An 11,018-nucleotide genomic window follows, 5' to 3' on the forward strand; every position below is an offset into this window, starting at 1 on the left:
ATACGCGCAGCTCGGGCGGCGTGGCGAGCGGGAAGTCAGCTGGGCTGCTTCTCCCGCTTCTCCTTGATCTTGGCCTTCTTGCCGCGCAGCTCGCGCAGGTAGTAGAGCTTGGCGCGACGCACGTCACCGCGGGTCACGACCTCGATCCGGTCGATGCCCGGGCCGTTGAGCGGGTAGGTCCGCTCGACGCCGACGCCGAAGCTGACCTTGCGGACCGAGAAGGTCTCGCGCAGACCGTCACCCTGGCGGCGGATCACGACGCCCTGGAAGATCTGGACACGGGACCGGTTGCCCTCGACGACGCGGGCGTGCACCTTGACGGTGTCACCGGCCCGGAAGTCGGGGAGGTCGGTCCGCTTCGACTGGGCGTCAAGGGCGTCCAGGATGTTCATCGCTGCGTCCTCGTAAGGCTCACGGCGCACCGTCACTCGGTGCGCGGGTGGGTGATTCTGATTCCCGGGTGGTGATCGGCGGACCGACCCCGGTCGGGGATCCTCGCAGCCGACCGCGGGCGCGGACGGATGCGGCAACCCCCCTACTTTGCCACATCCCCCGGCGGAGGTTGAAATCCGGCCTGGTCCAGGGCCGCGATGTCCCGTTTGTCGAGCCGGTCGGCGGGCAGCGCGGCCAGCAGGTCGGGACGGCGGGCAGCGGTCCGCAGCAGGCCCTCCTCGCGCCGCCAGCGGGCGATCTTGCCGTGGTCGCCGGAGCGGAGCACCTCCGGCACGTCGTGCCCACGCCAACTCGGCGGCTTGGTGTAGATCGGCGCCTCCAGCAGCCCGTGCGCGTGCGACTCCTCGTCGAGCGAACCCGCGTTGCCCAGCACCCCCGGCAGCAGCCGGGTGACCGCCTCCATCATCACCAGGACCGCGACCTCGCCACCGAAGAGCACGTAGTCACCGAGCGACACCTCGGTGACCGGCATCCGGGTGGCGGCGTGCGCGAGAACCCGCTGGTCGATCCCCTCGTAGCGACCGCAGGCGAAGAGCAGATGCGGCTCGGCGGCCAACTCGTACGCCATGGCCTGGGTGAACGGGGCGCCGGCCGGCGACGGCACCAGCAGCCGGGGCGGCGGGGCGTCCACCGGCGCGAGGGCGTCCAGCGCCTCACCCCACGGCTCCGGGCGCATCACCATCCCCGGACCGCCGCCGTACGGGGTGTCGTCGACCGTGCGGTGCACGTCGTGGGTCCAGGTCCGCAGGTCGTGCACGGCGAGCTGGAGTACGCCGTTGGCCCGCGCCCGTCCGATCAGCGACAGGTCCAGCGGGGCGAAGTACTCCGGAAAGATCGACACGACGTCGACGCGCATGCGGGCTGGTCCTAAAGGTCGAGCAGTCCGGCTGGCGGGTCGACGATCACACGTCCGCCGGCCAGGTCGACCTCCGGGACGATCGCCCGGACGAACGGGATCAACGCGGTACGCCCCTCGGGGCGCCGCAGCACCAGCAGGTCGGACGAGGGTGCGTGGTCGATGCGGGCGACCTCGCCGAGGCGTTCGCCGGCCGGGGTCACCACGGCCAACCCGACCAACTGATGGTCGTGGAACTCCTCCGGGTCGTCCGGTGGGGCCACGTCGGCGCTGTCCACCACGAGCAGCGTGCCGCGCAGCGCCTCGGCGGTGTTGCGGTCCAGGATGCCGTCGAACGCGATCAGCACCCGACCCTGGTGGAAGCGGGCTTCCTCGATGGTCAGCTCCGCCGGAATCCGGAACGGCACGCCGGGGCCGTCGGAGGACGGCGGGGGTGTCGCCCCCGGCTCAGTGCGCAGCACTGTGCCGGGGGCGAACCGTGCCTCGGGCTCGTCGGTCCGCACTTCCACGGTGACCTCACCGCGGACACCGTGCGGCTTGCCGATCCTGCCGACGACGAGCTGCATCAGTACGAGTCGACGATGTCGACGCGAACCCCGCGCCCGCCGATGGAGCCGATCACCTGGCGCAGCGCCTTGGCGGTCCGGCCGGACCGCCCGATCACAGTGCCGAGGTCCTCGGGGTGCACGCGGACTTCGAGCCGCTTGCCCCGACGGGAATCGACCATCCGCACCCGGACGTCATCCGGGTGGTCGACGATGCCCTTGACCAGGTGCTCCAACGCCGGACGCAGTGGCATGTCAGGCCTGCTCACCGGCGTCGGCAGCGGCCGGGGCCTCGGCCGGAGCCTCGGTCTTCGGAGCCTCGGCGGTCGGCGCCTCGGTCTTCGGAGCCTCAGCAGCCTTGGCTGCCTTCTTGGCCGGCTTGGCCGGGGTCTCCGGGGCGAGCCCGGCGGCGGCCTTCGACTCAGCCTCGTACGCCGCCTTGCGGTCGGCCTTCTCGGGGGCGACCAGGAGCGGCGGCGGGGCCGGCAGGCCCTTGTACTTCTGCCAGTCACCGGTCAGCTCCAGCAGCCGCTGCACCGCCTCGCTCGGCTGAGCGCCGACGGACAGCCAGTACTGGACCCGCTCCGACTTGACCTCGATGATCGAGGGGTCTTCCTTGGGCTGGTAAACCCCGACGAACTCGATCGCCCGGCCGTCGCGCTTGGTGCGCGAGTCGGCGACGACGATGCGGTACTGCGGGTTGCGGATCTTGCCCATCCGCAGGAGCCGGATCTTTACGGCCACAGTTGTTTCGCTCCTGTTGCGATCTCACCGGCCCAAGACGGGCGGTGTGCATGGGTGAGCGCCGACCGGCACAGTGGGGTTGGGCCGGAGACAACTCGGTGGACTGGCGACGTGCCCGGGTTAGAGGGCGCCGGACGCGCGCCGGATACCAGCGACCTATTCTGCCAGATCCCCTGCCGATCTTCCGCATCGGACCCGGACACCACGTCGCCGGTGACCTGGAACACCGCTCAGCGCACTGGCGGACGGTCCCACCCTGCCGGAAGTTTGTCCGGTACGCCCCATTCTGGCGGAGGTGCGAAGTCGGTCCAGGTGCCGTCGAACGGGAACTCGCCCGCCTCGGCGAGCGCGATCACCCGCTCCCCTTCGGCACGGACCGCCTTCTCGTCGGTCACCCAGTAGTGCTCCGGAAAGGCGAGACGCTCGACGAACTCGTCCTCGTCCTTCCACTCCCAGCTCAGGTCCGGGCGTACCACCACGTCGAGATCCTGGTCCACCACGTCGACGCCGGCCACCGGGCCGTCGTCCCAGCGGACACCGGGCTCCTCGAGGTTGACGTACCAGTGCGAGAACCGGCCGTGCGCGTCCCGGAACCACCAGACGGAGTGCGCCGCGCCGGCGGGCAGGAACTTCAGCAGCGGCGGGCCATTCCAGCGGCCCTGCGCCAACCGGTACGTCGGGGTGACCCAGTCGGCGAACGGCACCGCGCGCATGGTCACGCCCGCCTGGTTCACCTCGTGGGCCACCGGCGAATCCTGGGCGATCCACACCAGCAGCCCGCGATCGTCGTCGCTGACCACGCGGGCCGGCCGGACCCATCCGATCCGGCCGTGCCGCACGTTCCGGTGCATGATCAGCCGACCCGGCTCGAACCGGTCGACGAGCACCTCAGTAGGCGCGGGCGAGGATGGCGACCAGATCCGGCTCGTCCTCCGAGTCGGGAACCGAACCGTCGGCGCGCAGCAGGCAGCGCACCGTGACGCCCTGACCGTTCGCCTCCGCCTCGCCGGCCACGCCGACCGCCGACCACGGCACCCGCGCCCAGCCGGTCGCGGCGGCCTCGATCGCCTCGGCCAGGGTCGCCACGTCCACCGTGCGCGCCTCGCGGTTGGCCAACGCCTGATCGTGCAGCACCTGCTGATCGGTCTCCAGCGCCGCCAGCACCGCGGCGACCACGTCCGCCACCGGCGTCGGGGTCTTCGAGCCGTCGGTCCGGCGCACCACTGTCGCGTTGCCCACGGCCAGGTCACGGGGGCCAACCTCGACGCGTACCGGATAGCCACGCAGCTCGGCGTCGACGGCCCGGCGGCCGAACGGGGTGTCGGTCCGGTCGTCGAGCGCGACCCGGACACCGGCGTCGCGCAGGCCGTCGCGCAGCTTGGCCGCCGCCTCGCCGACGCCGTCACCGTCCTTGACGATCATGACGTACGCCTGGATCGGCGCCAGCTTCGGCGGCACGCGCAGGCCGTTATCGTCGCCGTGCGCCATGATCAGGCCACCCAGCATCCGGGTGGACGTGCCCCAGGAGGTCGTCCAGGCGTGTTCCCGGCCCCCCTCCTTGGAGGAGTAGCTGATGTCGAACGCCTTGGCGAAGTTCTGACCCAACTCGTGGCTGGTGCCCAGCTGCAACGCCTTGCCGTCACCCATCATGCCTTCGCAGGTGTACGTGGCCGTCGCGCCGGCGAAGCGCTCGCGCGCCGTCTTCAGGCCGACCACCACCGGGATGCCGATCACGTTGACCATCAGGTCCTCGTACGCCTCGTGCAGGATCCGCCGCGCGTACGCGCGGGCGTCCTCGCGGGTGGCGTGCGCGGTGTGCCCCTCCTGCCAGAGGAACTCGCTGGTCCGCAGGAAGATCCGCGGACGCAGCTCCCACCGGACCACGTTCGCCCACTGGTTGAGCAGCAGCGGCAGGTCCCGGTACGAGTCGATCCACTTGGCCATGAACTCGCCGATGACCGTCTCACTGGTCGGACGCACCACCACCGGCTCGGCCAGCGGCTTGCCGCCACCGTGCGTGACGACCGCCAGCTCCGGCGAGAAGCCCTCGACGTGCTGCGCCTCACGCTTGAGGTAGCTCTCGGGGATGAACAACGGGAAGTACGCGTTCTCCGCACCCGCCGCCTTGATCCGAGCGTCCATCTCAGCCTGCATACGCTCCCAGATGGCGTAGCCGGCCGGTCGGATGACCATGGTGCCGCGAACCGGGCCGTTGTCGGCCAGCTTCGCCTTGGCGATCAGGTCCTGGTACCAGCGGGGGAAATCCTCCGCACGGGGAGTGAGCACGCGTGCCATGACCGCACATCCTATGCGCCGCGCGGGCGGACACCGCGTCCGGGAGTCGCCACGCCGCGCCGTCCCGCTGTGCTGACGGGCCGTGACGGCGCTGGGCCGGGCAGCGGGAGCGCCCGTAGAATTCGACCACCATGACTACCTCGACGGACTCCCCCCGCCAGCGGCTGCGGGACACGATCGTGGACGCCGCCCGCGCCCGGACCATCGCCGCCGGGTGGGACGCGGTCCGGATGGGCGGAGTGGCCACCACGGCCGGGGTGAGCCGGCAGACGGTCTACAACGAGTTCGGCAGCAAGGCGGGCCTCGCCGAGGCGCTCGCCCGCGCCGAGGTGGACCGGTTCGTTGGCGATGTGCGCGACGCGCTGCTCGCCCACGGCTCCGACGTGCGGGCCGGCGCGTACGCCGCCATCGCGCGCACCCTCTCCACGGCGGCGGACAACCCGCTGGTCAAGGCGATCCTGACCAGCGCCCGGGGCGGGTCGGACGAGCTGCTGCCGTACCTCACCACCCGGGCCGAGGTGGTGCTCACCGAGGCGTCCGGTGCGCTGATCGACTGGGCCGGCGACCATCTGCCCGGGGCGGACCAGGCCGCGCTGGCCTTCGCCGCCGACACGGTCGTCCGTCTGGTGGTCAGCCACATCGTGCTCCCCCGCGAACCGATCGAGGAGACCGCGACGGCCCTCGCCGACCTCGCCGTACGCCTCTTCAGCGCCGCCGCCCGCCCCACCCTCTAACCCCCACACCCGCCCCGCGACACGCGCCTCGCGCCGCACCGCCCGGCGCGGGGCGCACAGCGCGGCGCGGGGCGCACAGCGCGGCGCGGGGCGCACAGCGCGGCGCGGGGCGGGGCGGGTCAGCGGATGACGTGGCCGCGGAGGATCGTGCGGGACGGGGCGCGGACGACGCGCAGGTCGGCACGGGGGTCTTCGGGGTAGACGGTCAGGTCGGCGAGCCCGCCCTCGACCAGGCCGGGGAAGCCGAGCCATTCGCGGGCGCCCCAGGAGGCGGCGGCGAGCACCTCGAGCGGGGCCATTCCGGCCCGTTCGTGCAGCAGCATCATCTCCTCGGCGGCCAGCCCGTGGTCGATGCCGCCACCGGCGTCGGTGCCCACGTAGATCGGCACGCCCGCCTCGTGCGCGGCGCGCACCACGTCGGGGAAGCCGTCGCGCAGCGCGAGCATGTGCTCGGCGTACCCGGGGAACTTGCCCCGCGCCTGCTCGGCGATGCCACCGAAGGTGGCAATGTTGATCATTGTGGGGACCAGTGCGGTGCCCTGGCGGGCCATCTCGTCGATCAGGTCGAGGCTGAGCCCGGTGCCGTGCTCCACCGAGTCGACGCCGGCCCGCACCATGATCTCGACGGCCGACTCGGAGAAGGTGTGCACCGCGGCGCGTACCCCGGCGTCATGCGCGGCCCGCACGGCGGCGGTGAGGGTGTCCGCGTCCCAGGCCGGCGCCAGGTCACCGACGCCCCGGTCGATCCAGTCGCCGACCAGCTTCACCCAGCCGTTGCCGGCCCGCGCCTGCGCGGCCACCGTGGCGGCCACCTCGGTCGCGTCGACCTCCACGCCGATGTCGCGCAGGTAGCGCTTCGGCGGGGCGACATGCTGGCCCGCGCGGGCCAGTCGCGGCAGGCCCGGCTCGTCGTCGAGTTCGGGGTACGGGTACGGCGACCCGGCGTCCCGGATCGCCAGCACCCCGGCGTCCCGGTCGACGTGGGCCAGCGCGCGGGCCTGGTCGAGTGAGGTGATCGGGGCGCCACCTCGGGCGATGCCGATGTGGCAGTGCGCGTCGACAAGCCCTGGCAGCACGTAGCCGCCGTCGACGACGGTCTCCGCACCGGGCACCGGGGTGAAGGTCACCCGGTCGCCGACCAGCCAGAGATCCCGGACCTCGTCGTCGGGGAGCAGCACGCCGCGCACATGAAGAGCCATGCGCACAGTCCTACCCGATCAGCCCTCCTCGGGAGCGAGCAGGTCGTTCTTCCGCGCGGTCAGGGCCGGCAGGTCCATGGAGACCTTCCACGGCCGCTCCGTGACGAACAGATCCTCGGTGTGCGTGACCTGCTCGTACTCCCGGTTGGCCCCGAGGGAGTACTCGGTGAGCGTGACACGTTCCTGGGTCGGATCGAGCACCCAGTAGGACCGGATGCCGGCGTGCGCGTAGACCTTCGCCTTGTCGTACATGTCGCGGAAGGTGGAGGTCGGCGATACGACCTCCACCGCGAGCAGGGCGTCGACCGGCACGGGCGACCGGCCGGCGTGCGTGCGGCGGATGACCACCACGTCGGGACGTGGCTCGTTGCGCCGGTCGACCCGCATCGACAGGTCGATGCTGACCAGGTATTCCGGCGGGCAGTTGACGCGAAGCGTGAGCAGCAACTCGACGCACAACTCTTGGTGCACGGCAGTGGGCGACGGCACGATCAACATTCCGTTGATCAGTTCGTACGGAAGGTCCTTTGGCAGGTCACCGAGGTCGTCGACCGTCCACTCGTGCCGTTCGGGCAGGATCGGGGCCGCGGTCATGACAGCTCCTTCCAGGGGGCGACGTCACCGTAAGCGCCGGATCAGTCGCCCGCCGTCACCGACACGCGTCAGCGCGGGCCCTTGTCGCCACCCTTGCCGAGCTTGTTGAAGTCGATCTTCGGGAGCTTGAAACCGGGCGGCAGGCCCTGGCCGGCGGCGAGATCGTTCGGGTCCATGCCCGGCGGGAGCTGCGGCATGCCACCCGGGAAGCCGGCTGGCATGCCGGCGCCGGTACGCGGGCGACCGCCGCCCTTGGTGCCCTTGCGCTTGTTCTTCGGCGACTTGGTCGCCTTGCGGCGGCCACCGCCGGGCAGGCCCATCATGCCGCCCATCTGCTTCATCATCTTCTGCGCGTCGGCGAAGCGGTTGAGCAGCTGGTTGACGTCCATCACGGTGACCCCGGAACCGTTGGCGATGCGCGCCCGGCGGGAGCCGTTGATGATCTTCGGGTTGGTCCGCTCGCCCGGGGTCATCGACCGGATGATCGCGGTGACCCGGTCGAAGTGGCTGTCGTCCAGCTCGGAGAGCTGGTCCTTCATCTGCCCCATGCCGGGCATCATGGCCAGCACGTTGGCGATCGGGCCCATCCGCCGCACCGCGATGAGCTGGTCGAGGAAGTCGTCCAGGGTGAACTGCTCACCGCCCATCAGTTTGGCGGTCATCTTCTCCTTCTGATCGGAGTCGAAGGCCTGCTCGGCCTGCTCGATCAGAGTGAGGACGTCGCCCATGCCGAGGATCCGGCTGGCCATCCGGTCGGGGTGGAAGACGTCGAAGTCCTCCAGCTTCTCACCGGTGGAGGCGAACAGGATCGGCTGCCCGGTGACCTCGCGGACCGACAGCGCGGCACCACCACGGGCGTCGCCGTCGAGCTTGGAGAGCACCACACCGGTGATGCCGACGCCGTCGCGGAACGCCTCGGCGGTGCGGACGGCGTCCTGACCGACCATGGCGTCGATGACGAAGATGACCTCGTCCGGCGAGACGGCGTCGCGGATGTCGGCGGCCTGCTGCATCATCTCGGCGTCGATGCCGAGTCGGCCGGCGGTGTCGACGATGACGATGTCGCGGGCGGCGCGCTTGGCGTGCTCGATCGACGCGCGGGCCACCTGCACCGGGTCACCGGTGCCGTTGCCGGGCTCCGGGGCGTACACCTCGACGCCGGCGCGGCCACCGAGCACCTGGAGCTGCCCGACGGCGTTGGGGCGCTGGAGGTCGGCGGCGACGAGCAGCGGCTGGTGCCCCTGGCCCTTGAGCCAGCGGGCGAGCTTGCCGGCGAGGGTGGTCTTACCGGAACCCTGGAGGCCGGCCAGCATGATCACCGTGGGCGGCTGCTTGGCGAACTGGAGCCGTCGCCCCTCACCGCCGAGCACGTTGATCAGCTCTTCGTTGACGATCTTGATGATCTGCTGGGCCGGGTTCAGCGCCTGCGAGACCTCCGCGCTGCGGGCGCGCTCCTTGACGGCCGCGATGAAGCCCTTGACCACCGGCAGCGCGACGTCCGCCTCCAGCAGCGCGAGGCGGATCTCGCGCGCGGTGGCGTCGATGTCGGCGTCGGTGAGCCGCCCCTTGCCGCGGAGCTTGGTGAAGATCCCGGACAGGCGGTCACTCAAGGTGTCAAACACGCGAACATCCCGTTTGTCAGTGTTCCGGCGGGCACAACACGGCCGGCACTGCGGAGTCCGACCACCGCTAGGGTAGCCGCCCGGCCGCAAGGCCGCTGGCGGCCCGGCCTCACCCCGAGACCAAGCCCGATTGGTACGCGAAGACGACGAGCTGGGCCCGGTCCCGGGCTCCCAGCTTGCCCATCGCCCGGCTGACGTGGGTCCGCGCGGTCGCCGGGCTGACCACCAACCGTGCCGCGATCTCCTCGTTGTTCAGGCCCTCACCGACCAGGCCGACGACCTGACGCTCCCGATCGGTCAGCGTGTCCAGCCGGGGGTGCGGACGGAGGACCCGGGACGGCCGGGTGGCGAACTCCCGTACCACCCGACGGGTCACCGACGGCGACAGCAGCGCCTCCCCCTCGGCGACCAGCCGGATCGCGCGCAGCAGCTCGGCCGGCCTGGTGTCCTTGGTGAGGAACCCGCTGGCACCGTGGCGCAGCGCGTCGAAGACGTACTCGTCCAGCTCGAACGTGGTGAGCACCACCACCCGCGTACCGGTCAGGTCGCTGTCGGCGACGATCCGGCGGGTCGCCTCGATGCCGTCGATGCCGGGCATCCGGATGTCCATCAGCACCACGTCCGGCCGTTCCCGGCGGGCCAACTCGACCGCCCGCAGCCCGTCGGACGCCTCGCCGGCCAACGCCAGGTCGTCCTCGCTCTCCACCAGCGCACGCAGTCCGAGCCGGACCAGGTCCTGGTCGTCGGCGATCAGCACCCGGATCACGTCGCCGGCCCCACGGGCAGCCCGGCGTACACCCGGAACCCGCCACCGGGGCGCGGCCCGGTGCTCAACCGCCCACCCAACGCCGCGACCCGCTCCCGCATCCCGGCCAGACCGTGACCGTCGTCGGCCGGCACGGTCCCGGCCCGGCCCGGCCCCACCCCCCAGTCGGTGACCTCGACGGTCACCTCGTCCGCGCGGTAGTCCACCGTCACCTGCGCGCTCGACACCCCCGCGTGCCGCAGCACGTTGGTCAACGCCTCCTGCACCACCCGGTACGCGGCCAGGTCCACAGCTGCCGGCAACTCCCGGGGGTCACCCACCACGCGCACCTCGACGGCGAGCCCCGCCCCGGCGAGCCGGTCGCGCAGCGCGGGGAGTCGGGCCAGGCCGGGTACCGGCTCGCGCTCGGCGCCACGCCGTACCGCGCCCAGGGTGACCCGCAGCTCGTCCAGGGCCTCGCGGCTGGTCCGGCTGATCGCGGTCAGGGCCACCTCGGCCTGTTCCGGGCGCTTCGGCAGCAGGTGCAGGGCGATCTCGGCCTGCATGCTGATCGCCGCGAGCCCGTGCCCGACCACGTCGTGCACCTCCTGCGCGATGCGCAGCCGCTCCTCGTCGGCCTGCCGTCGGGCCTGTTCGGCACGGCCGCGGGCCGCCTCGGCACGGGTACGTGCCGCCGTCTCACGGCTCACCCGCACCACCACCCCCACCGCGAACGGTACGACCACCCAGGCCGACGCGGGCAGCACTCCCGTCCAACCCGGCGCGGGCCCCCGCCCGAAGAAGACGTGCGCCAACAACAGGACGAACGCGCCGCCGGTGGCGAGCGCCGCCGGTCGCACCGGCAGCCGCACCGCCACGCTGTACACCGCGATCAGGAACGTCAGCAGAATCGGCCCGTACGGGTAGCCGATCAGCAGGTACGTCGAGGTGGCCACGGTGACCACGGCGAGGGTGGCGACCGGAGCGCGCCGCCGGACCAGCAGGGCCAGCGCCGCGACGGCGATCAGCGCCCGACAGACGGCGTCCACCGGCCTCGACCCCGGCTGGTTGTTCCCGGCCAGACCGGTGGCGAGCAGCCCGAAGCCGAGCAGGACCAGGGCGAGCACGGCGTCTGCCGCCTGCTCGCGCCACCGCCACTGCCACTGCCCGCCTGGTCGCATGGCCGTCATTCTGCCCGCGCCGACGCCCCTCGACGTGCGTCCACGAGCGG

At 71.9% G+C, this 11,018-nt stretch carries 13 protein-coding genes; 1 reads left to right on the forward strand and 12 read right to left on the reverse strand.

Annotated elements, in window-relative coordinates; translation table 11 throughout:
* Nucleotides 1–35 precede the first annotated feature (35 nt).
* The 7 genes from rplS to proS all read right to left on the reverse strand — a co-directional run bounded on the left by rplS (nt 36) and on the right by proS (nt 4,893).
* Complete coding sequence (rplS, locus tag IF22_RS0122755) at nt 36–392, reverse strand: 50S ribosomal protein L19 (RefSeq protein ID WP_030335223.1); 357 nt, start codon at nt 390–392, stop codon at nt 36–38.
* A 143-nt stretch (nt 393–535) separates the two neighbouring features.
* Nucleotides 536–1,309 (reverse strand): tRNA (guanosine(37)-N1)-methyltransferase TrmD, encoded by a 774-nt coding sequence (gene trmD / locus IF22_RS0122760; RefSeq protein WP_030335224.1) that lies wholly within the window; start codon nt 1,307–1,309, stop codon nt 536–538.
* A gap of 11 nt (nt 1,310–1,320) precedes the next feature.
* Nucleotides 1,321–1,875, reverse strand: a complete 555-nt coding sequence (gene rimM / locus IF22_RS0122765) for a ribosome maturation factor RimM (protein WP_030335226.1) — start codon at nt 1,873–1,875, stop codon at nt 1,321–1,323.
* On the reverse strand, nt 1,875–2,135 hold the full coding sequence (locus tag IF22_RS0122770) for an RNA-binding protein (protein WP_172862164.1): 261 nt from the start codon (nt 2,133–2,135) through the stop codon (nt 1,875–1,877). The genes rimM and IF22_RS0122770 overlap by 1 nt, the downstream gene beginning before the upstream one ends.
* On the reverse strand, nt 2,110–2,598 hold the full coding sequence (gene rpsP / locus IF22_RS0122775) for a 30S ribosomal protein S16 (protein WP_030335228.1): 489 nt from the start codon (nt 2,596–2,598) through the stop codon (nt 2,110–2,112). The genes IF22_RS0122770 and rpsP overlap by 26 nt, the downstream gene beginning before the upstream one ends.
* 230 nt (nt 2,599–2,828) lie before the next feature.
* Nucleotides 2,829–3,449, reverse strand: a complete 621-nt coding sequence (locus IF22_RS0122780) for a ribonuclease FAU-1 family protein (RefSeq protein WP_030335231.1) — start codon at nt 3,447–3,449, stop codon at nt 2,829–2,831.
* A gap of 37 nt (nt 3,450–3,486) precedes the next feature.
* Entirely contained in the window at nt 3,487–4,893 is a 1,407-nt protein-coding gene (gene proS, locus IF22_RS0122785; RefSeq protein ID WP_030335232.1) for a proline--tRNA ligase, read from the reverse strand.
* 131 nt (nt 4,894–5,024) lie between these two features.
* On the opposite strand from proS, the gene IF22_RS0122790 reads away from it, so the two are divergent.
* The gene (locus tag IF22_RS0122790) at nt 5,025–5,627 is read left to right on the forward strand and encodes a TetR/AcrR family transcriptional regulator (protein ID WP_030335234.1); all 603 of its coding nucleotides are present in this window, start codon (nt 5,025–5,027) and stop codon (nt 5,625–5,627) included.
* 119 nt (nt 5,628–5,746) lie between these two features.
* On the opposite strand, the gene IF22_RS0122795 is transcribed toward IF22_RS0122790, so the two are convergent.
* The 5 genes from IF22_RS0122795 to IF22_RS0122815 form a co-directional block, all read right to left on the reverse strand.
* On the reverse strand, nt 5,747–6,826 hold the full coding sequence (locus IF22_RS0122795) for an amidohydrolase family protein (protein WP_030335236.1): 1,080 nt from the start codon (nt 6,824–6,826) through the stop codon (nt 5,747–5,749).
* A gap of 18 nt (nt 6,827–6,844) precedes the next feature.
* Complete coding sequence (locus IF22_RS0122800; RefSeq protein WP_030335237.1) at nt 6,845–7,420, reverse strand: Uma2 family endonuclease; 576 nt, start codon at nt 7,418–7,420, stop codon at nt 6,845–6,847.
* A gap of 68 nt (nt 7,421–7,488) precedes the next feature.
* A complete protein-coding gene (gene ffh, locus IF22_RS0122805; protein WP_030335239.1) occupies nt 7,489–9,042 on the reverse strand; it encodes a signal recognition particle protein in 1,554 nt (517 codons plus the stop codon).
* A 109-nt stretch (nt 9,043–9,151) separates the two neighbouring features.
* Nucleotides 9,152–9,808, reverse strand: a complete 657-nt coding sequence (locus IF22_RS0122810) for a response regulator transcription factor (protein WP_030335241.1) — start codon at nt 9,806–9,808, stop codon at nt 9,152–9,154.
* Nucleotides 9,805–10,968, reverse strand: a complete 1,164-nt coding sequence (locus tag IF22_RS0122815) for a sensor histidine kinase (RefSeq protein WP_245233711.1) — start codon at nt 10,966–10,968, stop codon at nt 9,805–9,807. Before IF22_RS0122815 ends, IF22_RS0122810 begins: the two co-directional genes overlap by 4 nt.
* Nucleotides 10,969–11,018 lie beyond the last annotated feature (50 nt).

Source organism: Micromonospora parva, from assembly GCF_000718515.1.
In the GTDB taxonomy this organism is placed as follows: Bacteria; Actinomycetota; Actinomycetes; order Mycobacteriales; family Micromonosporaceae; genus Micromonospora; species Micromonospora parva.

Excerpts from the sequence above, each read along its gene's own strand:
- rplS (WP_030335223.1), bottom strand. The coding sequence starts at position 392 with ATGAACATCCTGGACGCCCTTGACGCCCAGTCGAAGCGGACCGACCTC.
- trmD (WP_030335224.1), bottom strand. The coding sequence starts at position 1,309 with ATGCGCGTCGACGTCGTGTCGATCTTTCCGGAGTACTTCGCCCCGCTG.
- rimM (WP_030335226.1), bottom strand. The coding sequence starts at position 1,875 with ATGCAGCTCGTCGTCGGCAGGATCGGCAAGCCGCACGGTGTCCGCGGT.
- IF22_RS0122780 (WP_030335231.1), bottom strand. The coding sequence starts at position 3,449 with ATGCACCGGAACGTGCGGCACGGCCGGATCGGATGGGTCCGGCCGGCC.
- proS (WP_030335232.1), bottom strand. The coding sequence starts at position 4,893 with ATGGCACGCGTGCTCACTCCCCGTGCGGAGGATTTCCCCCGCTGGTAC.
- IF22_RS0122790 (WP_030335234.1), top strand. The coding sequence starts at position 5,025 with ATGACTACCTCGACGGACTCCCCCCGCCAGCGGCTGCGGGACACGATC.
- IF22_RS0122795 (WP_030335236.1), bottom strand. The coding sequence starts at position 6,826 with ATGGCTCTTCATGTGCGCGGCGTGCTGCTCCCCGACGACGAGGTCCGG.
- IF22_RS0122800 (WP_030335237.1), bottom strand. The coding sequence starts at position 7,420 with ATGACCGCGGCCCCGATCCTGCCCGAACGGCACGAGTGGACGGTCGAC.
- IF22_RS0122815 (WP_245233711.1), bottom strand. The coding sequence starts at position 10,968 with ATGCGACCAGGCGGGCAGTGGCAGTGGCGGTGGCGCGAGCAGGCGGCA.